The organism is Protaetiibacter sp. SSC-01, assembly GCF_014483895.1.
In the GTDB taxonomy this organism is placed as follows: Bacteria; Actinomycetota; Actinomycetes; order Actinomycetales; family Microbacteriaceae; genus Homoserinibacter.
Map to the genome: position 1 here is coordinate 2,522,281 of NZ_CP059987.1, position 24,382 is coordinate 2,546,662.

Here is a 24,382-nt window from a genome sequence, read left to right on the forward strand (position 1 = left end):
GGTGGTGCGAGTGGGAGAAAGAAGAAACGGAGAGGGCCACCTCTCCGTGTTCTCCGATCCTATATGTGACGTTTCAACGAGCGACTGCCCAAACCGCCGCCATGGCGCACTTCGGTCGAGCGCTGTGCCAACATTGGTTCATGAGCGACGTAAGTGCGGGCCCGGAGCGACACGTCACCGCGCTGGGCTCGTCCGCCGCGAGCGACCTCTTCCAGATCCTGCGCGACGGGCGCCCTCGCACCCGCACGGAGCTCTCCGCCATCACGGGCCTCGCCCGCTCGACGATCGCCCTCCGCATCGACGCCCTCATGAAGCTCGGCCTCGTCGGCTCCGTGGGCGACGCCGTCTCGACGGGCGGACGACCCTCCTCGCAGTTCGCGATCGCCGCGAGCGGCCGCGTCGTGCTCGGCGTCGACGTCGGCGCCTCGCACCTGCGCATCGCCGTGAGCGACCTCACGGGCGCGACCCTCGTGCGCGTCCAGGAGCAGCTCGACGTCGCCGAGGGTCCCGAGGTCGTGCTCGACCGCGTCGCGGAGCACGCCCACGCGCTTCTCGCCGAGCTCGGGCGCACGGCATCCGACCTGCTCGCGATCGGCATCGGCCTGCCCGGCCCCGTCGAGCACTCGAGCGGCCGCCCCATCAACCCGCCGATCATGCCCGGCTGGGACCGCTTCGACGTGCCCGGCTACCTCGCCTCGAGCTTCGCGGCGCCCGTGCTCGTCGACAACGACGTCAACATCATGGCCCTCGGCGAGCGCGAGCACGCGTGGCCCGAGGTCGACCACCTCATCTTCGTGAAGGTCGCGACGGGCATCGGCTCGGGGGTCATCTCGAGCGGCCTGCTGCAGCGCGGCGCGCAGGGCACGGCGGGCGACATCGGGCACGTCTACGTCGCGCGTGGCGCCGAGGTGCCGTGCGCGTGCGGCAACCGCGGATGCCTCGAGGCGCTCGCCTCCGGCCCCGCGATCGCGCGCGCCCTCACCGCGACGGGCCTCACGGCATCCTCGAGCCAGGACGTCGTCGAGCTCGTCAAGCGCGGCAACATCGACGCCATCCAGGCCGTGCGCCAGGCGGGCCGCGACATCGGCGAGGTGCTCACGACGTGCGTGAGCCTCATCAACCCCTCGGCGATCGTCATCGGCGGCTCGCTCGCCCAGGCGGGCGAGCACCTCATCGCGGGCGTGCGCGAGGTCGTCTACACGCGCTCGATGCCGCTCGCGACCGAGCACCTGCAGATCACGCAGTCGAAGACGGGCCCGGATGCGGCGGTGCTGGGGGCGAGCATGCTCGCCATCCACCACGCGCTCGCGCCCGAGTCGATCGAGGCGATGGTCGCCGCGACGGCCGCCTCCCGCTGAGCGGCCCCGCTCGCTATCGCGTGCTGAAGGCGGCGTCGAACGCCGCATCCGGTGCGTCGAAGGCGAGCCGGCGCACGTACTCGAGCGCCTCGGGCGCACCGACGAGGCGGTCCATGCCGGCGTCCTCCCACTCGACCGAGATGGGGCCGTCGTAGCCGATCTGGTTCAGCATCCGGAACGCGTCCTCCCACGGCACGTCGCCGTGGCCCGTCGAGATGAAGTCCCAGCCGCGGCGACCGTCGGCCCACGCGAGGTGCGAGCCGAGTCGGCCGTTGCGGCCGTTGCCCATGCGCTTGCGCGTGTCCTTGCAGTCGACGTGGTAGATGCGGTCGCGGAAGTCCCACAGGAAGCCGACGGGGTCGAGGTCCTGCCAGACCATGTGGGAGGGGTCCCAGTTGAGGCCGAACGCCTCGCGGTGCCCGATCGCCTCGAGGGTGCGCACGGTCGTCCAGTAGTCGTAAGCGATCTCGGACGGGTGCACCTCGTGGGCGAAGCGCACGCCGACCTCGTCGAAGACGTCGAGGATGGGGTTCCAGCGGTCGGCGAAGTCCTGGTAACCCGCGTCGATGACCTCCTGCGAGACGGGCGGGAACATCGCGACGTACTTCCAGATGGCCGAGCCCGTGAAGCCGATGACCGTGTCGACGCCGAGCGCGCGGGCGAGCCGGGCCGTGTTCTTCATCTCCTCGGCGGCGCGCTGCCGCACGCCCTCGGGGTCGCCGTCGCCCCACACCTTCGCGGAGACGATGTCGCGGTGCCGGTGGTCGATCGGGTCGTCGCACACGGCCTGACCCTTGAGGTGGTTCGAGATCGCCCACACCTTGAGGCCGTGGCGCTCGAGCAGCTCGAGCCGCCCCTCGACGTAACCCGGCTCATCCCAGCGCCACGGATCGAGATGGTCGCCCCAGCAGGCGAGCTCGAGCCCGTCGTAGCCCCAGCCGGCCGCGAGGCGCGCGACCTCCTCGAGCGGCAGATCGGCCCACTGGCCGGTGAAGAGCGTGATGGGACGTGCCATGGGATCCTCCTCGATTCCTCGTGTCCAGCGTCGTGGCTCAGGCGACGCGCGTCCAGGCGCTCTCGCGCCCGGCGCTGCGCTCGACGGCGTCGAGCACGCGCTGCACCTGGAGGCCGTCGGCGAACGACGGCCGCGGCTGCTCGCCCGCGGCGATTCCACGGACGAAGTCGACGACCTGATGCGCGAAGCCGTGCTCGTAGCCGAGCATGTGACCCGCGGGCCACCAGGCCGCCACGTACGGATGCGCGGGCTCGGTCACGAGCACGCGCGTGAAGCCCTGCCGGTCGTCGGGGGCCGTGCGGTCGTAGACCTCCAGCTCGTTGAGGCGCTCGAGGTCGAAGGCGATCGCACCCTCGGTGCCCGACACCTCGACGCGCAGGGCGTTCTTGCGTCCCGTCGCGAAGCGCGTCGCCTCGAAGCTGCCGAGCGCGCCCGAGTCGAAGCGGCCCGCGAAGATCGCGAGGTCGTCGACCGTCACCTCGCCCGTGCCGGCGCCCGCGGCACCGCCGAGGGTCGCGCCGTCGGCGGGCGCGGCGGCGGGCAGCGGACGCTCGGAGACGATCGTCTCGATCGTGCCCGACACCGATTCGAGCCGCAGGCCCGTGATGAACTGCGCGAGGTCGATCGCGTGGGCGCCGATGTCGCCGAGCGCCCCCGAGCCCGCCCTGTCCTTCCGGAGCCGCCAGGCGAGCGGGACCGTCGGATCGACGAGCCAGTCCTGGCGGTAGCTCGCACGCACCTGGTTGACGACGCCGATGCGCCCCTCGGCGACGAGGTCGCGCGCGAAGGTCGCGGCCGGCACGCGCCGGTACGTGAAGCCGACCATCGCGAAGACGCCGCGCTCGGCGGCGCGCGCCGCGGCATCCGCCATGGCCTCCGCCTCGGCGACCGTGTTGGCGAGCGGCTTCTCGCACAGCACGTGCTTTCCCGCCTCGAGCGCCGCGATCGCGATCTCGGCGTGCGAGTCGCCCGGCGTCACGATGTCGACCACGTCGATGTCGTCGCGCTCGACCGCGGCGCGCCAGTCGGTGGCCGACTCGTCCCAGCCCCAGCGTTCGGCGGCGTCGGCGACACCCTCGGCGTGGCGGCCGACGACGAGCGCGAGCTCGGGCCGCGCCGGCAGGTCGAAGAAGCGGGGTGCCACGCGCCACCCCTGCGAGTGGGCGGCGCCCATGAAGCCGTAGCCGATCATCGCCACGCGCATCGACGACATCTCATCCTCCTGACGGAACGGGTGCGGAGATGGGCCGGGCGCCGCCCCCGAAGCGGCGCCCGGCGCGGAGGAAGGGTCAGGAGGTGAAGGCCGTCGGCAGGTACTGGTCGACGTTGTCCTTCGTGACGACGGGCGCGTTGAGCACGATGCGCGTCGGCACGTCGACCTCGACGAGGTCGGCCATGGCCTTCGCCTGCGCGACGAGGCGCGCGAGACGGATGCCGTCGGCGGCCTGCGTCGACGGGTAGATGATCGTCGCCTTCAGCACCGTGTTGTCGGCCTTGATCATGTCCATCGCGTTCTTCGAGCCGGCGCCGCCGACCATGAGCATCTCGTCGCGGCCCGCCGCGTCGAGCGCCGCCATGACGCCGACGCCCTGGTCGTCGTCGTGGTTCCACAGCGCGTCGATCTGCGGCGCCGCGGCGAGCAGCTGCGACGCCGCCGCCTCGCCGCCCGCGACCGTGAAGTCGGCCGCGACGCGGTTGCTCACCTCGAGGCCGCAGTCGTCGAGGGCGTCGGCGAAGCCGCGCGAGCGGTCCTGCGTGAGGGGCAGGGAGTCGATGCCCGCGATCTCGGCGACCACGGCATCCGTGCCTCCGAACTGCTCGCAGATGAAGGTGCCGGCGCTCACGCCCATGCCGTAGTTGTCGCCGAGCACGGTGACGCGGGCGGCGAACGGGCTTGAGAACTCGCGGTCGACGTTGATGACGGGGATGCCTGCCTCCATGGCCTTGATCGCCACGTCGGTGAGGGCGGCGCCGTCGGTCGGGAGCAGCACGATGGCGTCGACGTCGTCGTTGATGAAGGTCTCGATCTGGCTGATCTGGAGGTTCGCGTCGTTCGTGCCCTCCGCGACCTTGAGCTCGATGTCGTCGTACTTCTCGGCCTCCGCGAGGGCGGCCGAGTTGATGGCGCCGAGCCAGCCGTGGTCGGCGGCGGGGCCCGAGAAGCCGATGACGACGGTGTCGCCGCTCGCCTCGTTGTCGGTGTTGTTGGTGGGTTCGCTCGACGTACCGGTGTCGCCCGCCGTGCATCCCGTGATGAGGCCGAGGGCCGCGACTGCGGCGCCCGCGGAGATCACGAGGCGCCGGCGCGAGGTGCGGACTGCGCGCATTGCATTTCCTCCATAGCTCGGTGAGTGCTGTGCGCCAGCGGGACGGCGCCGCGCGTTGCGGAGCTGGGGGTGTCCTCGTTGACGGTCGTCACGCTAGCAGAAACGACATTGCCGCATCCAACTTTTTTATGTCGCTCGACATAAGGGCACGATGCTATGGTGCAGGCCATGGTCAAAGGCGACACCACGGCGTCATTACTGTCGATGCGCGGTATCACCAAGTCGTTCGCGGGCGTGCACGCCCTCAAGGGCGTCGACCTCGAGGTGCGCGCGGGCGAAGTGCACTGCATCCTCGGGCAGAACGGCGCCGGCAAGTCGACGCTCATCAAGGTGCTCTCGGGCGCGTACCAGCCCGACGGCGGCGAGATCCTCTGGCAGGGCCGAGCCGTCGACATCCCGAACCCGGTTGCCGCCCTCGAGCTCGGCATCGCGACCATGTACCAGGAGCTCGACGTCGTCGACGGGCTCAGCATCACCGAGAACATCTTCCTCGGGCACGAGCTCGCGAGCGTCGGCGTGCTGCACCGCGGCGCCGCCAACCGCCGCGCGCGGGAGCTGCTCACGCGCCTCGGCCACGGCGACCTCAACCCGAACCGCGAGGTCGGCACCCTGTCGGCCGCCGGCAAGCAGATCGTGAGCATGGCCCGCGCCCTCTCGCGCGACGCGAAGCTCATCGTCATGGACGAGCCGAGCGCCGTGCTCGACTCGGAGGAGGTGAACAACCTCTTCCGCGTCGTCGGAGAGCTCACCGAGCAGGGCATCGCGATCGTCTACATCTCGCACCGGCTCGAGGAGATCCGCCGCATCGGCGACCGCATCACGGTCATCAAAGACGGAGCGAGCATGGCATCCGGGCTCCCCGTCGACGAGACGCCGACCCCGCAGCTCATCACCCTCATGACCGGCCGGGCGATCGAGCACGTCTTCCCGCCGCGGCGGCCCGTGCCCGCGGATGCGCCCGTCGCGCTCGAGGTCGCGGGCCTCGGGCTGCGCGGCGTCTTCGCGGATGTCGACCTCACGGTGCGCGCGGGAGAGGTCGTCGGTCTCGCGGGCCTCGTCGGCTCCGGGCGCTCCGAGATCCTCGAGACGATCTACGGCGCCCGCCGCGCCACGCACGGCACCGTGCACGCGAACGGCGAGCGGCTGCCCGCCGGGTCGGTGCGGCACGCCGTCAACGCGGGAATCGGGCTCTCCCCCGAGGAGCGCAAGAGCCAGGGCCTGCTGCTCGACGAGCCCGTCTTCAAGAACATCACCCTCGCGACCTTCGCCCGCTACGCCCGGGCGTCGGTGCTCGACGAGCGCCGTGAGCGCGCCATCGCGCGCGAGCAGATCGACGCCCTCGAGCTGAGACCGCCCGACCCCGACCGCGTGACGCGCACCCTCTCGGGCGGCAACCAGCAGAAGATCCTCCTCGCGCGCTGGGTCGTCGAGGGCACGCGCATCCTGCTGCTCGACGAGCCCACGCGCGGCGTCGACGTCGGCGCGCGCTCGGAGATCTACGCCCTCATCCGCCGGCTCGCCGACGCGGGCACCGCGATCCTCGTCGTCTCGAGCGAGATCGAGGAGGTGCTCGGACTCTCCGACCGGGTGCTCGTGATCGCCGAGGGCCGCGTGCTCGCGACGACCGCCGCGGAGGACATCGACGAGCACGGCGTGCTCGACCTCGTCATGAAAGGAACGGCCGCGTGAGCGAGACCCCCTCCCCCACCACGACCGAGACGACGGCCCCCCGCCGCGAGAGCGCCGTCAGGCGCTTCCTCTCCGGGTCGGCCGGACGCAACCTCGGACTCGTCATCGCGGTCGTGCTCATCGTCGTCGTCGGCTGGGCGACGGGCGGCGAGCGCTTCATGAACTTCGACAACTTCGTCACGATCGTGCGCTACGGCTCGATCCTCGGCGTCATCGCGATCGGCATGACCTTCGTCATCACGGCGGGAGGCATCGACCTCTCCGTCGGGTCGGTCATGGGGCTCGCGAGCGTCGTCGCGTCGCTGTCGTGGATCCAGACCGCGGCGACCCAGTCGACGTGGCTGCTCATGGTCGTCGTCGCGATCGCGGTCGGCGGGCTCGCCGGCCTCATCAACGGCGTCGTGATCGCCTACGGCAAGGTCGTGCCCTTCATCGCGACCCTCGCGATGCTCGTCGCCGCACGCGGCCTCGCCGAGATCTTCGCCAACAAGTCGACGCAGGTCGTGAACGTCACGGGCTTCCTCACGTTCTTCCGCGGCGACTTCATCGGCATCCCGTGGCTCATCTGGTTCTTCGTGATCGCCGCCGTGCTCGGCTGGTTCCTGCTCGCGCGCACGACCTACGGACGCCGCACGATCGCGATCGGCGGCAACCACGAGGCCTCCCGACTCGCGGGCCTCAAGGTCAAGCGCCACACCGTGTCGCTCTACGTGCTCTCGGGAATCGCGGCGGGCATCGCGGGCGTCATGATCCTCGCCCGCACGACGGCGGGCACCTCGACGCACGGCCAGCTCTACGAGCTCGACGCGATCGCCGCGGTCGTCGTCGGCGGCACGCTCCTCATCGGCGGGCGAGGCACGATCGTCGGCACGGTGCTCGGCGTGCTGATCTTCTCGGCGCTCAGCAACATCTTCACGATGAACAACCTCAACATCTCGGTTCAGGCGGTCGTGAAGGGCGTCATCATCGTCATCGCGGTGCTGCTGCAGCAGCGGTTCGCGGCGCGCTCCTCGCGCACCTGACGCGGGGCCGCATCCGCTCGCCCCTCTCGTCAGGCGAGCTCGACGGCCGTCCACGACACCGGCGGCAGCACGATCGTGAGCGTGCCGTCGGCGAGCGCGGCGGATGCGTTGGGCGCGAGCCCGATGCGGTCCGGCTGCTCGAGGGTGTTGGCCGCGTCGAGGTCGTCGTCGGTGAGGGTCACGGCCGACACGACGCGGGACGCGCCGAGGGTGGCGGCGTCGACGCGCAGCTCCACGGCATCCGTCTGCGAGCGGTTCACGAGGAAGACAGCGGATGCGCCGGCCTCGGCATCGCGCGTCGCGACCGCGTCGACGAGGGGCACGGTGCCGTAGCGCGCCGTCTCGTAGCCCGGCACGTCGAGCTCGAGCCGCACGGCCTCACCGCGCGCGAGACGCGAGGTGGTCGCGAACGGGAAGAACGTGGTCTGGCGCCAGGCGGGCCCGCCCGGCTCCGTCATGATCGGCGCGATGACGTTGACGAGCTGCGCGAGCGAGGCGCTCGTCACGCGGTCGGCGTGCTTGATGAGCGAGATCATGAGGCTGCCGAACACGACCGCGTCGAGCACCGAGTAGCGGTCCTCGAGGATGCGCGGCGCGATCGGCCAGTTGCCGATGCCCGTCGCCTTGTCCTCGTCGTGGTAGCGGTCGATGTACCAGATGTTCCACTCGTCGAACGAGATGCGGATGCGCTTGTCCGAGCCGCGCGCGGCGCCCACCTCGTCGGCCGCGGCGACGACCTCCTCGATGAAGAGGTCCATGTCGACGCCGGATGCCAGGAAGCTCGCGCGGTCGCCCTCGCGCTCGGAGTAGTAGGCGTGGCACGAGATGTAGTCGACGTCGTCGTAGGTGTGGGCGAGCACCGTGCGCTCCCACGCCCCGAAGGTCGGCATGTCGCGCGCCGACGAGCCGCACACGACGAGCTCGAGGTCGGGGTCGAGCTGGCGCATGGCCTTCGCCGTCATCCCCGCGATCTTGCCGTAGTCCTCGGCGGAGCGGTGGCCCAGCTGCCACGGGCCGTCCATCTCGTTGCCGAGGCACCACATCCGCACGTCGAACGGCTCGTCGCGCCCGTTCGCACGCCGCAGCTCGCTCGTCGTCGTGCCGCCTGGGATGTTCGTGTACTCGAGCAGGTCGAGCGCCTCGGTCACGCCGCGCGTGCCGAGGTTGACGGCGAGCATGAGCTCCGAGCCGACCTTCTCGAGCCAGCCGGCGAACTCGTGCAGCCCCACCTCGTTCGTCTCGGTCGAGTGCCACGCGAGGTCGAGTCGGCGCGGGCGTTCGGCGCGCGGCCCCACCGAGTCCTCCCAGCGGAAGCCCGACACGAAGTTGCCGCCGGGGTAGCGGATGGTCGTGACGCCGAGCTCCTTGACGAGCTGGATGACGTCCTGGCGGAAGCCGTCGGCATCCGCGCTCGGGTGGCCGGGCTCGTAGATGCCGTCGTAGACATGCCGCCCGAGGTGCTCGACGAACCCGCCGAAGAGGCGGCGGTCGATGGCTCCGATCGGGTCGGATGCGACGGTGACGTGGGCGGTGAGCACGGGACGATCTTCTCCTGCGGTCATGGGCGGTTCTCGAGGCTCGTGGCCTCCCGGCGGAAGGCGTCGACGAGCGGCGTGGGGCGACGCTCGAGGCCGGCGGGCGTCTCGACGAGCTCGTAGAGCCCCATCGTCAGCCGATGCGCCTCGCGCGGCGCGGTCGAGTGACGCCACGTCCACTCGTACATGTCGAAGAGGGGCCACCAGGTGTAGCCCACGACGTCGACGCCCTCGGCGCGGAGGCGGCGCACGGCCTGCGACGACTCGGCGAGCCAGGCGGCCCGCTCGGGCACTGATGCCGTGACGCACGTCTCCGAGACCATGACGGGCGCGCCGTAGCGGGCCGCGCCCTCCCGAAGCAGCTCGACGAGCCCGTCGACGCCGTCGTCGCGCACGGGCCGGGGGTCGCCGAAGCCGCCCCCGTGGTGCACGCCCGACTCGAGCAGCTCGGTCGAGTGCCGCGGGTAGTAGTTGATGCCGTACACGTCGGGCTGCACGGCGTGGTCCGCGAACCACGCGAGCGCGTCGTCGCCCACGCCGTGCTCGGCGAGCAGGGCACGCAGGGGGTGCCTGTCGCTGACGCGGCCCGTCACGAGGTCCTCGACGAGCCACACCTGGTGACGCAGCCGGTGCGCGAGTTCGCGCTGGTCGGCGGCGTCGAGGTCGCCCGCGTACCGCATCCCCGCGTCGACATGGACGAAGGCTGCGCGTTCGCCGAGCACGTCGCGCATCCCGAGCTGGGCGAGAGCGAAGCCGCGGGCCAGCTGGTCGACCATCCGGACGAGGCCCCGCTGCCCCGCCAGATAGGGCGGCCAGTACGCGTACTCCCCCGAGAAGAGGGCGTGGATCATGGGCTCGTTGAGCGGCGTGTAGTCGCTCACCGTGTCGGCGTAGCGTTCGGCGACGCGGGCCGAGTACTCGGCCACCCGCTGCGGGTAGTCGGCGTCGTCGAACTGCCGCGGCATCCAGAGCGGCGTGCCGTAGTGCATGAGGTCCACGATCGGACGCAGCCCCAGCTCCGCGAACCGCGCGAACACCCCGTCGAGCCACGACCAGTCGAAGCGGTCGGGCTCGGGCTGCACGCGGTACCAGGGCACCCCCCATCGCACGAAGCGCGCGCCCGCATCCGCCGCGAGCCCCAGGTCGTCGTGCCAGCGGATGTCGTGCTCGGTGAGCGCGTATTCGTCGATCGCGCGCTCCCCCGACCGCTCCTGCGGCACGAAGGTGTCCTCGATGCCGACGCCGAAGTGCAGCTCGCCGTCGCGGTACCAGGGCGTCGTCATTTCAGTCCCGTCGTCGCGATGTTGTCGATGAAGCGTCGTTGCACGAACAGGAAGCCGATCACGAGCGGCACGACGGCGACGAGCGAGCCCGCCATCATGACGCCGTAGGGGATGATGCCGCCGGGACCCGTGAGCAGCGTGAGGCCCGAGGTGATCGTTCCCATCTCGGCCTGCGTCGTGAAGACGAGCGGCCACAGCAGGTCGTTCCAGTTGTTGACGAACGTGAACACCCCGAGCGTCATGAGGGCCGGCACGACGTTCGGCAGCACGATGCTGCGGAACACCCGGAACTCGCTCGCGCCGTCGATGCGCGCCGCGTTGTCGAGGTCGCGCGGCAGCGCGAGGAAGAACTGGCGCAACAGGAAGATGCCGAACGCGTCGGCGGCGCGCGGTGCGATGAGACCCTGGTAGGTGTTGATCCACCCGAGCTCCGCCACCAGCTGGTAGACGGGGATGAGCGTCGCCTGGAACGGGATCATAAGGCTCGCGATGATCGCGACGAGCAGCACCTTGCGGCCCCGGAAGTCGATGCGGGCGAGCGCGTACGCCGCGAGCGAGTCGAACACGAGCGCGCAGAGGGTCACCCCGCCCGCGAAGACGACGCTGTTGATCACGAGCCGGCCGAAGGGCAGCTCGTCGAGGATGCGCGCGAGGTTGTCGAGCGTCCACTCGCTCGGCATGAGGGTGGGCGGGTAGGCGTTGACCTCCGCCGTGGGCTTGAACGCCGTGAACACGATGATGGCGATCGGCAGCAGCACGAACGCCGTCACGACCGCCATGACGAGGAACGTGACGACGGATGCGGGACGGATGCGGGCGCGCGCGGCGCGCGGGGCGAGGGCGGTCATCCGAGGTCCTTCTCACGACGTCCGAAGAAGACGAACTGCACGATGCTGAGCAGCAGCGTCGCGATGAGCAGCACGTACGACAGGGCGGAGGCGAAGCCGAGCTCGAGGCGGCGGAAGCCGGAGCGGTAGATCTCCATGACGATCGTCTGGGTGCTGCCGTAGGGCCCACCGCCCGTCATCACGTAGATCTGATCGAAGGCCTGCAGGGCGGCGATGAGCGCGAAGATCAGCACGAACGCGAAGGTGTTCGACAGCAGCGGGAGCGTCACGTTCGTGAACCGGAGCCACGCGCCCGCCCCGTCGACGCGCGCCGCCTCGTAGAGCGACGCGGGGATGTCCTGCAGACCCGCGAGGAAGATGACCATGTAGAAGCCGAAGTTCTTCCACACCGCGACGAGCGCGACGGCCGGCATCGCGAGCACGGGATCCTCGAGCACGTCGCCGAGCTGCACGCCCGCGCCCTGCAGCCAGTGGTTCAGGAGGCCGAGCCTCGGATCGAGCAGGTACGACCAGGCGAAGGCGGCGACGGCGAGCGACACGATGAAGGGCAGGAAGAGCGCCGTGCGGAAGAAGCCGCGGAAGGGCAGGGCCGGGCTGTTGAGCACGAGTGCGAGCGCGAGGGCGATGAGCACCGCGGTCGGCGTGAACAGCACCGTGTACCAGAGGGTGTTGAGCATCGCGTCGCGGATGTCGGGGTCGGTGAACACCCGCACGTAGTTGTCGAGGCCCACCCACTCCTCGGCCCCGAAACCGCTCGCATCCGTGAACGAGAGCCGCAGGGCCGAGAGCATCGGCCACGCGACGAACAGCCCGAGGATGACGAGGGCGGGCGCGAGGAAGCCGAGCGCCGTGAGGGTGCGGCGGCGCTCCACGCGGGCGCCGCGTCGTCCGCCGAGCGGTGCCGGCGGCCGGTAGGCGCGTGCTGCTGGTGCTGACATGACTCCCCGATCGAACGCGGGCGGCGCCGCCGTCGACGCCGCCCGCGGGTTATCGAACGTTACTGGTCGGCGAGCGCCGACTCGACCTTGCTCTGCGCCGCCTCGAGGAGGCCCGCGATGTCCTCCCCGGCCATCGCGCGCTGCGTCAGCTCGTCGAGCGCCGACAGCACATCGGTGCTGTTGACGACACCGGGCAGCAGCGGGCGCGTGAACGGGGTGAACTGCGAGAGCGCGGCGACCGTGGCGTTCTCCGAGACCGCCTCGGCGGGGATCCCGCTGCGCAGCGGAGGCCAGCCCGAGCCGAGCGACCACGCTGCGGCGTTGTCGTCGTTCAGGAAGAACGACAGGAACTGCTTCGCCGCCTCCTGCTTGCGCTCGTCGCCCTGGTCGGTGATCGAGAGCGTGAGGCCGATGGCCGACGCCGCCTGCGTCTGCGGGCCCGCGGGGATGGGCGCGATCCCGTAGTCGATGCCCGCGTCGCCCGCGATGAAGGTCATCCAGGGGCCGCCGAAGGTCATCGCGGCGCGACCCGAGCTGAACACGCTGTCGGCCTCGATGCCGTCGACCCCGGTGGGCGAGATCTTGTCGTTCGCGATCGCGTCGCGCCAGAACTCGAGGGTCTCGGCGTTCTCGGGGCTGTCGATGACGGCCGCGCCGTCGCGCACGATGTCGCCGCCGTTGCCCCAGAGGAGCGACGGCCACACGCCGTTGCCGACGGTCGCGTGGTCGGGCAGCACCATGCCGTAGCGCTCGGGCGTGCCGTCGCCGTTCTCGTCGACCGTGAGCTTCTTGGCGGCCTCGACCCAGGCATCCCAGTCGGCGGGGACCTCGGCGATGCCGGCCTCGGCGAAGGCGGCCTTGTCGTAGTAGATCGCGACCGGCACGAAGCCGATCGGCACGCCGTAGCTCGTGCCGTCGACCTCGGTCATCGCCTTGGCGCCCTCGACGACGTCGCCCGCGTTGCTCGCGGCATCCGCGTAGAAGTCGTCGAGTGCGATGAACGCTTTCTTGGCGGCGTAGACGGGGAATCGCTCGGCGGGCATCGCGACGAGGTCGGGGCCGGTCTTCGACGAGAGCGCGGGGAGCAGGGTGTCGTCGATGACATCCCAGGTGTTGATCTCGGTGCTGATGCGCACCTCGTCCTGACTCTCGTTGAACTCGTCGACGATACCCTCGAGGACGTCGCCGTCTGCCTCGGTGTAGCCGTGCCAGAAGACGAGCTCGACGGGGCCGTCGGCGTCGCTGTCGCCCCCGGCCGAGCAGCCGGTGAGCACGAGGGCGGCGGCGGCGATGGCGCCGACGCCCGCGAGTGTGATGTTGCGGGTCATCTCGGTTCCTTCTCTGATGCGGGACTGCGTTGTCTGCATAGGGCTGTGACGCCTGCCGGGGCCGCGTCTTCTACAACGTTGTAAAGGCATCATGCGATCGAAGCGCGCGCCGTGTCAAGTCACGGTTCAGGACGCTGCGCCGGTCGACTCGCGCTCGACGATCCGGAAGCCCGAGCGCAGCTCGCGCCGCGGCCCCACCTCGGCGCCCGAGATGCGATCCAGGAGCACCTCCACCGCGAGGCGCGCGATCTCACGCCGCCCCGGATCGACCGTGCTGAGACTCGGGAGCGAGTAGCGCCCCTCGTCGACGTCGTCGAAGCCGATGATCGCGACCTGGCCGGGAACATCGATGCCCTGCTCACGCAGCACGCGCAGGGCGCCGAGGCCGAGCTCGTCGTTGAGGGCGAACACGGCATCGAACTCCACGCCGCGCGCGAGCAGCATCCGCATCGCCTCGGCACCGTTGACCCGGTGCCACGGACCGGCGTCGACCACGAGCTGCTCGCGGTACGGGATGCCGTGCGCGTCGAGCGCGGCCCGGTAGCCGGACATGCGCAGGCCGGCCGAGCCGATGACCTCACCCGGGTGCGCACCGAGCACGGCGATGCGATCCCGCCCGAGACGGATGAGGTGCTCGGTCGCGGCGCGGGCGCCCTCGACGTTCTCCATCGTGACGTGATCGACGGGCCCATCGAAGATGCGCTCGCCGAGCAGCACGAGCGGGTACCCCACCTCGAGGTTCGCCGTGTCATCCGATCCCAGCGCGAGCGGGCTGAACAGAAGCCCGTCGGTCAGCTGGCGCCGCGAGCCGTGCAGTACCTCGAGCTCGCGGCGACGGTCACCGCCGGTCTGCTCGATGAGCACGACGATGTCGCGCTCGTCCGCCGCGGTGATGACCTCGTCGGCGAGCTCGGCGAAGTACGCCATGCTCAACTCGGGCACCGCGAGGCCGATCGCGCCCGTCCGCCCGGACCGCAGCGTGCGCGCCGTGCGGTTGGGGCGGTATCCGAGCTCCTCGATCGCCGCGAGCACGCGGGCACGCGTCGACTCGCTCACGTGCGGGTAGTCGTTGATGACGTTCGAGACCGTCTTGAACGAGACGCCCGCGACGCGGGCGACGTCGCGCAGGGTCGGGCTCATGGAGTTCACCGTAGCCCGGGGGCTCGCCGCCTCGCGCCCTTGACACCCGTTCGGGCGACGGCCTAGGTTCGGCTGCGAGCCCGCGTCTACAACGTTGTACACACTTGGAGGTCTCGCATGTCGATGCACACCCATACGACGGCGGGGGGCCGCGGACTCCGCCGCGCGGCGCTCGCCGTCGCGGCGGCGCTCGCACTCGTCGCCACGTCCATCCCGGGCTCGTCGCCCGCGGAGGCTGTCACCACGGGCAACGGAGCGCTCGTCTACGCTCCCGCGGCCGGCAGCTCGTTCAACCCGGAGGGCGGCACGCCCGCAGGCACCACCTACGCCAAGGTCATCGTGCTCAAGCACAACGGCAGCGCGAACGGCACACAGCTCGTGACGTTCGACAAGCTCGTGCTCCAGGGCGGAGTCCAGGTGTACCCGATCTACCGGAGCACGAACGACGGCGCCAGCTGGACGCACGTCGCCGACGTCAACCCGAGCGCCACCTTCCCGGCTCTCACGCGCACCGCCCAGCCGTTCCTCTTCGAGGTCACGGAGACGACCGGATCGCTCACCGCCGGCACGATCCTCCTCGCCGGCATGATCATGCCCGAGGACCGGTCGAGCAGCCGACTGGTGCTCTACAAGAGCACCAATCAGGGCACCAGCTGGAGCTACGTGAGCACGATCGACACGGGCGGGCCCGCGGTCTACGATCCGAGCCCCAGCTCGACGACGACCACCGTTTGGGAGCCCTCCCTCGCGATCGATGCGAGCGGCGGTTTGGTCGCCTACTTCTCCGACGAGCGGCAGAAGGGCAGCAACGTGCTCCAGGCCGTGTCGTACCGCCGCTCGACCGACGGCGGGGCGACATGGGGACCCCTGGTCAACGTCTCGGCTCCGACCAACAAGAGCGACCGCCCGGGCATGATCATCGTCACGAAGATGGGCGACGGTCGCTACATGGCGACCTTCGAGGTGGTCAATCGCCCGAGCCAGAGTCTCAACACAGCGCCCGTGTATTACAAGATCTCCAACGACGGTCTCAACTGGGGCAGCTCGACGAGCATCGGAACAGCGGTGACCCTCGCCGACGGCCGCGGGATCGGCTCCTCGCCGTACGTGAAGTGGGTCCCGAGCGGCGGCCCGAAGGGCATGGTCGTCATCGCGAGCAAATGGTCGCTCACCTCGTCCGGGGCGATCGACGGCGGGCAGAACTTCTACGTCAACTACAACCTGGGCGAGGGCCCGTGGGAGCGACTGCCGATGGCGGTGACCTACGACGCCACCGACACCCAAGGCGGCAACTTCAGCGGATTCGCCCAGGGCATCGACGTGAGCGTCGACGGGCGCACGCTGTACCAGGCCACCAACGTCGAGAACACCTCGACGGCGCTCAACGACATCCGGGTCGGATCGATCCCGCTCGACGCCCAGCAGTACGAGGCCGAGCTTGCCACGATCAACGACGCGAGTCTCGTGTCGCATGCCCAGGCCGCGGGAGGCTCGAAGGTGGGCAATATCAACAACTCGGGCAGCTACGTGCAGTTCTCGGTGCGCGTACCCTCCGCCGGGAGCTACACACTCAATGTGCGCTACGACAACGGGTACACCTCCGCCGCGACGCACAACGTGAGCGTCAATGGCGGGGCGGCGTCATCGATCAGCTACCCACGCACGGTCGACTGGGGGCGCTACGCGTGGGCGCAGAAGACCGTCACGCTCAATGCGGGCGTCAACACCATCCGATTCACGAAGGGCACCAACTTCGCCGAGCTCGATCAACTGCAGGTGTGGCGCAGCGCGGGACTGGACCCCCAGTTCCAGCTCGTCAACCGCTCGAGCGGAAAACTCCTCGAGGTGCTCAGCGCCCTGACGACCGACGGCGCCGCCGTCGGCCAGTGGGGCCCGACGGCCCACGCGACGCAGCGCTGGACGGTGCAGCCGGTGACCGGTTCGACGGTGAGGTTGGCGAACCTCAACAGCGGGAAGCTCCTCGAGATCCCCTCGGCGCAGACCGCGGACGGCGTGGACGCCGTCCAGTGGGGCCCCACGGGGCACGCGACCCAGACCTGGAACGCGGCGACGAGCGGAGGCTGGTGGACGTTCGCGAATGCCAACAGCGGCAAGCTCCTCGAGATCGCGAGCTGCTCGGCATCCGACGGGGCCGTCGCCCAGCAATGGACCGCCACGGGCGCGACCTGCCAGCAGTGGCGCCTCAAGAAGGAGGCGATCCAGTAGGACCCGGTGGGCGCGGCCTCGGGCTCAGGCCGCGCCCACCGACGATCCGCGCCCGGTCGGTGAGACCGCTCCTCCACCGGCCGTCGCGGCACAACTTGTCCACGAATATGCCCGCTGACCTGGGCTTTCTCTCCGGCCGTCGATACAATTGCAGCATCGAATCGACCCCATCCTGATGCGAGCGGAGACTCCCGGCATGTCCCTCAGCGCACGCCTCGCCGACGCCACCGATGCGGTCGGCGGGCTGTGCGGCGACGCGGTCGTCGACCGGGCGGATGCGCTTCGCGGGCTCGCTCACGACGATGTGCTCGACCTCGCGCGACTCGCGGGCGAGCTGTCGCGGCTCGTCGGGGCGCTCGGGGCCGTCGTCTCGTCGGAGCTCGGCCACCGCATCCAGACGGATGCCGTGTTCCGGCGCGTCGCGCTCGGCGGAGACCAGGGCGGTCGCTTCGCCTCCGAGTTGCTGCGCGACCTCACGCGGGCCGACGACGACACCGTGCGCGCGTGGGAGGTGGTCGGCGAGGCGATCGCTCCGCGAACCTCACTGCAGGGCGAGGCGCTCCCGTGCCGTCACGAGGCCGTCGCCGAGGCCGTGCTCGGGGCGTCGATCCCGGTGGCGCATGCGGCGATCGTGGCACGCGGCATCTCGCGGGTGGCCTTCGCGGCCGGCGCGGAGGAGCTCGCCGCGGTGGAGACGACGCTCGTCGACTATGCGGGCTCGCTCACGACCCGGCAACTGGGCAAGCTCGTGCGGCAGTTGCCCGACCGGAACGACCCCGACGGCGCGGCGCCTCGCGAAGAACAACTGCGCGCGCGGTCCTCGGTCACGATCCGCGAGCTCCCGAACGGCCTCACGCGCCTCACCGCCGACCTGCACCCGGAAGCCGCCGGCTTCGTCCGCTCGGCGCTCGACGCGCAGACCGCCCCGCGCCGGGTCGCCTTCGCCGCCGCGAGCACGGAGACGGCCTCGAGCGACGACATCCTCGCCGACACCCGCCCCCTCGCGCAGAAGCGTGTGGACGCCCTCACGACCATGGCCCGCGACTTCCTCGCCCACGACCCCGGCCGCCTCGCGGGCACGGCCGTCACGATGCTCGTCACGGTGGGCCTCGACGAGCTGCGAACAGGGCTCGGCGTCGCGCACATCGCGGGCATCGACGAGCCGATCTCCGCTACCACCGCGCGCCGACTCGCTGCGGACGCCGAACTCGTGCCCGTCGTGATCGGCGGCGAAGGTGAGGTGCTCGACCTCGGCCGCGGATCGCGCCTCTTCACCGAGGCGCAGCGCCGGGCGATGGTCGTGCGCGACGGCGGATGCATCTGGCCCGGGTGCTCAGCCCCGCCCGCCTGGTGCGAAGCGGCGCACCTCGCGCCATGGTTCCCGCACGGACGCACCGACCTCGACAACGGAGCCCTCATGTGCGCGGGCCACCACCGGCGCTTCGACCACGACGGCTGGGCGCTCCGGCGCCACGACGGCATCCCCTACCTCATCCCGCCGCCGTGGCTCGACCCGCTGCAAGCCCCGCGGAGAGCGGGGCGCGTGCCCGCACTCGCGGCCTGAGGCTCGCGCGCGCCCCTGTACCGCGCGTAGGCCCTGTGCCCCGTAGCCCGCGTAGCCCCAGTCAGCGCTCGCCGAGCGGCGACGCGGGCAGGCGACGCGTCGCGATGAGCTCGCGCAGCCACAGCGCCGAGTCCTTGAGGATGCGCTCCTGCGTGTCGTAGTCGACGCGCACGATGCCGAAACGCTTCGAGTAGCCGTAGCCCCACTCGAAGTTGTCCATGAGCGACCACACCTGGTAGCCGCGCAGGTCGACGCCCTGCTGCATCGCGCGGTGGGCGGCCGTGAAGTGGCGCACGAGGTAGTCGACGCGCTCGGCGTCGTGCACGCGGTTGCCGGCATCCGTCTCGGTCACCTGGTCGTCGAAGGCGGCGCCGTTCTCGGTGATGAGCAGCGGCTGCTCCGGGAACTGCTCCTTGAGCGACAGCAGCAGCTCCTCGAGACCGTCGGGGGCGATGTTCCACCCCATCGCCGTGTAGGGGCCGGCCTGCTTGAGGAACTCGACGTCGCGCGAGCCGGGCCAGGGAGACCCGCCCATGTCCTTGTGACCATCGTTGTTGGAGCGCGGGCTCACGCCGTCCCACATCTTGACCGTGACGGTCGAGTAGTAGTTGACGCCGAGGACGTCGAGCGGCTGGTTGATCTCGGCGAGGTCACCGTCGCGCACGAACGCCCAGTCGGTGACGCCCGCCGTGTCCTCGAGGAGGTCGGCGGGGTACTGACCGAGCAGCATGGGGTTCGTGAACGCGCGATTCGCGAGCGCGTCGATGCGGCGCTTCGCCTCGGGCGACGTGTCGTCGTCGCCCCGGATGACGTGGAAGTTGAGCGTGACCGATACGTCGGGGTCGTTGGTCGCCGCGCGACGGATCTCCTGCACGGCGAGGCCGTGCGCGAGGTTGAGGTGGTGCACGGCGGCGAGCGCCGCGGCGCCGTCGGTGCGGCCGGGGGCGTGCGCGCCCGATCCGTAGCCGAGGTAGGCGGAGCACCACGGCTCGTTGAGGGTCGTCCAGGTGTGCACGCGGTCGCCGAGCGCCTCGGCGGTACGCGCCGCGTACTCGGCGAAGCGGTACGCGGTGTCGCGCACGGGCCAGCCGCCCGCATCCTCGAGCTCCTGCGGCAGGTCCCAGTGGTACAGGGTCGCGATGGGGCGGATGCCGCGCTCGAGCAGCCCGTCGACGAGCCGCGAGTAGAAGGCGACGCCCGCGGGGTTGATGGCGCCCTTGCCGCCCGGCTGGATGCGCGGCCACGCGATCGAGAACCGATACGACTGCAGGCCGAGGTCGGCCATGAGGTCGAGGTCCGACTCCCAGCGGTGATAGTGGTCGTCGGCGACGTCGCCCGTGTCGCCGTTCCACACCTTGCCAGGGGTGTGACTGAAGGTGTCCCAGATCGACGGGCCGCGCCCGTCCTCGCGGGCGGCGCCCTCGATCTGGTACGAGGCGGTCGCCGAACCGATCACGAAGTCGGGGGCGAACTCGAGGCCGTGGGCACGGTAGTCGTCGGATGCGGGGGGCATCCCCCCATTCTCTTCCATAGTTCCCGTTCCGCGTCTTTGTTCCCGAAGGAACGGGTGCGAACACGCGGAACGGGAACTATGAGGAGGCGTAGGTGGCGGGGTCGGCGAGGATCGCCGAGAACGCGAGCTCGGCGGCGCCGATGAGCAGACGGTCACGGCCGAGGGCGGCCGGACGGATGCGCGTCCCCTCCCACGCGACGGGGAGCGTGCGCGCCGAGACGGCCGCCTCGAGCGCGGACGCATCCCATTTGAGGAGCGTCGCGAGGAAGCCGCCGAGCACGACGAGCTCCGGCCCGAGCACGTTGATGGCGTTGCCGAGCGCGCCGCCGAGCACGATCTGCTGACGCGCGAGCTCGGCGTGCAGCCGCTTGTCGGTCGAGGAGAGCACGGCGGCCTCGAACTCGGGCTCGTCGAGGCTGTGCGGCCCGAGGATCTCGAGCAGCCGTGCGCGGCTCACCTCCTCCTCGAGCGTGCCGCCGACGGTCGCCCGGTGGGCGGGGTCGTCGAGGCGCGGCCGGTTGTGGCCGAACTCGCCCGCGTAGCCGTAGGCGCCGCGGTAGGGCTGACCGTTCACGATGACGCCGCCGCCGATGCCGCTCGCGCCGCCGTTGAGGTACACGAGCTGGTCGACGCCACGGCCGACGCCGAAGAGGCGCTCGGCGAGGGCGCCGAGGGTCGCGTCGTTGTCGGCGACCGTGGGCAGTCCGACGACCGACTCGACGAGCCGCGCGAACGCGCTCTCGCGCCATCCGAGGTGGGGCGCCCAGCGCACGACCCCGTCGCTCGCACGCACGAGACCGGGCACGGCGAGGCCGACGCCGACGAGCACGCGCTCCTTCGCGGGGCCGGCGCGCAGCTCGTCGACGATCCCGCCGATGGTCGCGGCCGCCTCCTCGGGACTCGCGATGTGGTCGAGCTCACGACGGATGCGGTGGTCGAGTCGCCCGCCGAGACCGACGAGCGCGACGGTCACGGCGTCGATCTCGGGGTTGACGGCGATGATCGCGGGTCGCGGATCGGGCAGCACGCGGCGCGAGGGCCGGCCGACGCGGTTGGTCGCGCCCGGGTCGCCCTCGAGCACGAGGCCGAGGTCGACGAGCTCGGCGACGAGCGCGCCGATCGTCGAGCGGTTGAGGCCCGTGAGCGCGGTCAGGTCGGCCCGCGAGGGCTCTCCCCCGCGGTGGACGAGCTCGAGCACTGTCGAAAGGTTTCGACGCCGGACGGAGTCGACGGTGTCTCCCAGTGCTGCCACGAGGCACACCTTAGCGCCTGTTCCGCGCCCGCGGATCCCAAGGAGTACAGGGGCGTTCGCCCCCCGGTTGGGGGATCAACCGTTATTTTGTTGTTATTGACGGCAATTGACCCCCGTGCGTATGATCGCCGCATCCCAACCACTTTCGACGTGGATGTCGAAACTTTCGAGAGGTGTTCGAAGATGAACAAAGCCCGGATCACTCGGGTGGGAGCGGTCGCCACGGCGACGGCCCTCGCAATCGGCTTGACCGCCTGCACCACCGGCGGCGACAACGGCGACGGCGACACCGTCACCATCACGTGGTGGCACAACGCGACCGCCGACCCGCAGAAGGCGATGTGGGAGGAGGTGGCCAAGGAGTTCGAGGAGGCCAACCCCGGCGTCAAGGTCGAGGTCACCGGCTACCAGAACGAGGACCTCCAGCGCACCCTCATCCCGAACGCGCTCCAGTCCGGCGACGCGCCCGACATCTTCATGGTCTGGCCCGGCGGCGAGGTCCGCTCGCAGGCCGAGGCCGGCTACCTCAAGGACCTTACCGACGTCCTGGCCGACACCATCTCCGAGTACGGCGGAACGGTGAAGCCGTGGCAGGTCGAGGGCAAGCAGTACGCCATCCCCTACACCTTCGGCATCGAGGGTTTCTGGTACAACAAGGACCTCTTCGAGGCCGCCGGCATCGACGAGGTGCCCGAGACGCTCCCCGAGCTCGAGGAGGCCAACGAGAAGCTCCGCGCGACCGGCGTCGCGCCGATCGCCGTCGGTGCGGGCGACCTGTGGCCGGCCGGTCACTGGTGGTACCAGTTCGCTCTCGCCGCGTGCTCGACCGAGACGCTGCAGACGGCCATCCCGGCGCTCGACTTCAGCGACCCCTGCTGGGTCGAGGCGGGCGAGCTGCTGCAGGACTTCGTCGCGACCGAGCCCTTCCAGGACGGTTTCCTCGCGAGCTCCGGCCAGCAGGGCGCTGACAGCTCGGCGGGTCTCGTCGCGAACGGCAACGCCGCGATGGAGCTCATGGGCGCGTGGAACGCCGGCCAGATCGGCTCCCTCACGCCCGACGCGACCGTGCCCGAGTGGCTCGGCTGGTTCCCGATGGTGAGCGTCCCCGGCACCGCGGGTGACCCGACGATCACCATGGGCGGCGGCGACGGCTTCGGCGTCTCGGCCGACGCGCCCGACGAGGCCGTCGAGCTGCTCAAGTACATCGCGAGCGCCGACGTGCAGAAGCGCTTCGCCGAGACCGGCGCCGGCATCCCGGCTCACCCGGACGCGGTGGACTCGCTGACCGACCCGAGCCTCAAGTCGATCGCCGAGGGCCTCGCCGGCTCCTCGTACGTGCAGCTCTGGCTGGACAGCGACCTGGGCCCGACCTTCGGCAACCCGCTCAACCAGGCCATCGTGAACCTCATGGCGGGCACCGGCACGCCCGAGGACATCGTGAAGGCGCTCAAGGACACGGCCGCCACGCTGTAGGCGTCCGCCCAAGGAACTGTCACTCAAGACAATGACAAGCACCATTCAGGCAGGGCCCGCGGTCAACGCGGGCCCTGCCGCCCCACCCGCCCACACCCGCAAGCGCCGCGTCGACGGCCGCAAGTGGCTCGAGATCGCGCTCTTCGCCGGTCCCGCGCTCATCGTCTTCGTCGGCTTCGTGATCCTGCCGGTCGTGCTCGCCGCCGTGTACAGCTTCTTCAACTGGAACGGCCTCGGCCCGCTCGAGCGCTTCATCGGCTTCGACAACTACATCCGCGCGCTGACGGATCCACTCTTCCTCAAGTCGATCGGCAACAACTTCACGGTCGTCGCGCTCTCCCTCCTCATCCAGGGACCGCTCGCGATCATCGTCGCCCTGCTGCTCAACCGCCGTATGCGCGGGCGCACCATCATCCGTGCCGCGATCTTCGTGCCGTACGTGCTGGCCGAGGTCATCGCGGGTCTCTCCTGGAAGCTCCTGCTGTCGCCCCGCGGCGGCTTCAACGCCTTCCTCACGAGCATCGGGCTCGGCGACCTCGCCCAGCCCTGGCTCGCCCAGCCGGACACCGCCCTCTGGGTCATGTTCGGCATCCTCACCTGGAAGTACCTGGGCTTCGCGATCCTGCTCATGCTCGCGGGACTCCAGGGCGTGCCCGAGGAGCTCTCCGAGGCAGCGGCGATCGACGGTGCCAGCTGGTGGAAGATCCAGTGGCACATCACGATCCCGCTGCTCGGCCCCACCATCCGCATCTGGGCCTTCCTGTCGATCATCGGCTCGCTGCAGCTGTTCGACATGGTCTGGGTCACCACCAAGGGCGGCCCCGTCGGGGCCACGAGCACGATGGCGACGTACATGATCCAGTACGGCCAGGGGAACCCCGGCTACGGAAGCTCCGTCGCCGTCATCCTGTTCCTGATCTCGCTCGTGATCGCCGTGCTCTACCAGCGCCACGCCATGCGTCGTGACCTCGGAACGTCCGACGCTCGAGGAGATGACTGACATGTCGACCGCAACCGCACCTGCAGCCCAGGCCGGCTCGCGCTTCGGCTGGCGCTCGCCCGTCGTCTACGTGGTCGCCCTCACGGCGATCCTCGTGTCGATCATCCCCGTGCTCTACATCTGGATCTCGGGCTTCCGCACGAGCGCCGACCTCAACGCGAACCCGGGCGGCTGGCCCGACCCGTGGTTCCTCGGGAACTACGCGAACGTGCTGTCGAGCCCGCGGTTCTGGGGTTCGGTGTTCTCGTCGTCGCTCGTCGCCGTGGGCACCACCGCCGGCGTCGTGGTGCTCGGACTGTGCGCGGCCTACGTGCTCGCGCGCTACACGTTCCGCGGACGCCAGTGGCTCTACACCTTCTTCTCGGCCGGGCTCATGTTCCCGCTCACGGTCGCGGCGCTGCCGCTCAGCATCCTGCTGCGCGACATCGGCCTGCACGGCACGTTCCTCGGTGTGATCATCCCGCAGGTGGCGTTCTCGCTGCCCGTGACGATCATCATCCTCGTGCCGTTCCTGCGCGCGATCCCGAACGAGATCGAGGAGGCCGCCCAGATCGACGGCGCGAGCCGCATCGGCTTCTTCTGGCGGATCGTGCTGCCGCTCTCGCTGCCCGGTCTCATCACGGTCGGCGTGCTCGCGTTCCTCGGTTCGTGGAACGGCTACCTGCTGCCCCTCCTCGTGATGGCGGCCGGCGGCATGCCGCAGGACCTGTGGACCCTGCCGCTCGGCGTGCAGCAGTTCTCGACGCAGTACTCGCAGGACACGGGTGCCGTGCTCGCGTACACCTCGCTCGCGATGATCCCCGCCCTCGTGTTCTTCCTCGCCGCTGAGCGCCGCATCGTCGGCGGTCTCACGGGCGCGGTGAAGGGATAG

The 24,382-nt window shown here is 70.5% G+C and carries 19 protein-coding genes; 8 read left to right on the forward strand and 11 right to left on the reverse strand.

Going from position 1 to position 24,382, the window contains the following annotated elements; genetic code table 11:
* The first annotated feature begins 140 nt into the window (after window positions 1–140).
* Entirely contained in the window at window positions 141–1,358 is a 1,218-nt protein-coding gene (locus tag H4J02_RS11910) for an ROK family transcriptional regulator (protein WP_187674778.1), read from the forward strand.
* Between the two features lie 13 nt (window positions 1,359–1,371).
* On the opposite strand, the gene H4J02_RS11915 is transcribed toward H4J02_RS11910, so the two are convergent.
* The 3 genes from H4J02_RS11915 to H4J02_RS11925 all read right to left on the reverse strand — a co-directional run bounded on the left by H4J02_RS11915 (window position 1,372) and on the right by H4J02_RS11925 (window position 4,700).
* Window positions 1,372–2,373 (reverse strand): sugar phosphate isomerase/epimerase, encoded by a 1,002-nt coding sequence (locus H4J02_RS11915; protein WP_187674779.1) that lies wholly within the window; start codon window positions 2,371–2,373, stop codon window positions 1,372–1,374.
* Window positions 2,374–2,410: 37 nt separating this feature from the next.
* Window positions 2,411–3,586: a Gfo/Idh/MocA family protein gene (locus H4J02_RS11920; RefSeq protein WP_262406073.1), complete on the reverse strand. Its 1,176-nt coding sequence runs from the start codon at window positions 3,584–3,586 to the stop codon at window positions 2,411–2,413.
* 76 nt (window positions 3,587–3,662) lie between these two features.
* On the reverse strand, window positions 3,663–4,700 hold the full coding sequence (locus H4J02_RS11925; protein ID WP_187674780.1) for a substrate-binding domain-containing protein: 1,038 nt from the start codon (window positions 4,698–4,700) through the stop codon (window positions 3,663–3,665).
* A gap of 168 nt (window positions 4,701–4,868) precedes the next feature.
* On the opposite strand from H4J02_RS11925, the gene H4J02_RS11930 reads away from it, so the two are divergent.
* Together H4J02_RS11930 and H4J02_RS11935 are read left to right on the forward strand one after the other, a co-directional pair.
* Window positions 4,869–6,389, forward strand: coding sequence for a sugar ABC transporter ATP-binding protein (locus tag H4J02_RS11930; protein WP_187674781.1), 1,521 nt, complete (start codon window positions 4,869–4,871; stop codon window positions 6,387–6,389).
* On the forward strand, window positions 6,386–7,411 hold the full coding sequence (locus H4J02_RS11935; RefSeq protein ID WP_187674782.1) for an ABC transporter permease: 1,026 nt from the start codon (window positions 6,386–6,388) through the stop codon (window positions 7,409–7,411). Before H4J02_RS11930 ends, H4J02_RS11935 begins: the two co-directional genes overlap by 4 nt.
* A 29-nt stretch (window positions 7,412–7,440) precedes the next feature.
* On the opposite strand, the gene H4J02_RS11940 is transcribed toward H4J02_RS11935, so the two are convergent.
* The 6 genes from H4J02_RS11940 to H4J02_RS11965 form a co-directional block, all read right to left on the reverse strand.
* Window positions 7,441–8,973, reverse strand: coding sequence for an alpha-N-arabinofuranosidase (locus H4J02_RS11940; RefSeq protein WP_187674783.1), 1,533 nt, complete (start codon window positions 8,971–8,973; stop codon window positions 7,441–7,443).
* Window positions 8,970–10,229, reverse strand: coding sequence for a family 1 glycosylhydrolase (locus H4J02_RS11945; RefSeq protein ID WP_187674784.1), 1,260 nt, complete (start codon window positions 10,227–10,229; stop codon window positions 8,970–8,972). Before H4J02_RS11945 ends, H4J02_RS11940 begins: the two co-directional genes overlap by 4 nt.
* Window positions 10,226–11,077 carry a carbohydrate ABC transporter permease gene (locus tag H4J02_RS11950; RefSeq protein ID WP_187674785.1) on the reverse strand — a complete coding sequence of 284 codons (852 nt, stop codon included), beginning with the start codon at window positions 11,075–11,077 and terminating at the stop codon, window positions 10,226–10,228. The genes H4J02_RS11945 and H4J02_RS11950 overlap by 4 nt, the downstream gene beginning before the upstream one ends.
* Window positions 11,074–12,015 carry a carbohydrate ABC transporter permease gene (locus H4J02_RS11955; RefSeq protein WP_187674786.1) on the reverse strand — a complete coding sequence of 314 codons (942 nt, stop codon included), beginning with the start codon at window positions 12,013–12,015 and terminating at the stop codon, window positions 11,074–11,076. The genes H4J02_RS11950 and H4J02_RS11955 overlap by 4 nt, the downstream gene beginning before the upstream one ends.
* A 59-nt stretch (window positions 12,016–12,074) precedes the next feature.
* Window positions 12,075–13,343, reverse strand: a complete 1,269-nt coding sequence (locus H4J02_RS11960; protein ID WP_187674787.1) for an ABC transporter substrate-binding protein — start codon at window positions 13,341–13,343, stop codon at window positions 12,075–12,077.
* Window positions 13,344–13,469: 126 nt separating this feature from the next.
* Window positions 13,470–14,483, reverse strand: coding sequence for a LacI family DNA-binding transcriptional regulator (locus H4J02_RS11965; RefSeq protein ID WP_187674788.1), 1,014 nt, complete (start codon window positions 14,481–14,483; stop codon window positions 13,470–13,472).
* Between the two features lie 117 nt (window positions 14,484–14,600).
* On the opposite strand from H4J02_RS11965, the gene H4J02_RS11970 reads away from it, so the two are divergent.
* On the forward strand, window positions 14,601–16,709 hold the full coding sequence (locus H4J02_RS11970) for an RICIN domain-containing protein (protein WP_262406074.1): 2,109 nt from the start codon (window positions 14,601–14,603) through the stop codon (window positions 16,707–16,709).
* A gap of 196 nt (window positions 16,710–16,905) precedes the next feature.
* Window positions 16,906–18,273 carry an HNH endonuclease signature motif containing protein gene (locus H4J02_RS11975; protein ID WP_187674789.1) on the forward strand — a complete coding sequence of 456 codons (1,368 nt, stop codon included), beginning with the start codon at window positions 16,906–16,908 and terminating at the stop codon, window positions 18,271–18,273.
* A gap of 61 nt (window positions 18,274–18,334) precedes the next feature.
* Here the strand turns inward: H4J02_RS11975 and H4J02_RS11980 are convergent, their stop codons facing one another.
* A complete protein-coding gene (locus tag H4J02_RS11980; protein WP_187674790.1) occupies window positions 18,335–19,786 on the reverse strand; it encodes a GH1 family beta-glucosidase in 1,452 nt (483 codons plus the stop codon).
* A 76-nt stretch (window positions 19,787–19,862) separates the two neighbouring features.
* Entirely contained in the window at window positions 19,863–20,984 is a 1,122-nt protein-coding gene (locus H4J02_RS11985; RefSeq protein WP_262406075.1) for an ROK family protein, read from the reverse strand.
* Between the two features lie 300 nt (window positions 20,985–21,284).
* Here H4J02_RS11985 and H4J02_RS11990 point away from each other — a divergent pair, with 300 nt between their 5' ends.
* Genes H4J02_RS11990 through H4J02_RS12000 form a run of 3 tightly spaced genes read left to right on the forward strand, consistent with a single transcriptional unit; the run spans window position 21,285 to window position 24,382 of the window.
* Window positions 21,285–22,511, forward strand: coding sequence for an ABC transporter substrate-binding protein (locus H4J02_RS11990; protein WP_262406076.1), 1,227 nt, complete (start codon window positions 21,285–21,287; stop codon window positions 22,509–22,511).
* Window positions 22,512–22,542: 31 nt separating this feature from the next.
* Window positions 22,543–23,511 (forward strand): carbohydrate ABC transporter permease, encoded by a 969-nt coding sequence (locus H4J02_RS11995; protein ID WP_187674792.1) that lies wholly within the window; start codon window positions 22,543–22,545, stop codon window positions 23,509–23,511.
* Window position 23,512: 1 nt separating this feature from the next.
* Window positions 23,513–24,382 carry a carbohydrate ABC transporter permease gene (locus tag H4J02_RS12000; protein WP_187674793.1) on the forward strand — a complete coding sequence of 290 codons (870 nt, stop codon included), beginning with the start codon at window positions 23,513–23,515 and terminating at the stop codon, window positions 24,380–24,382.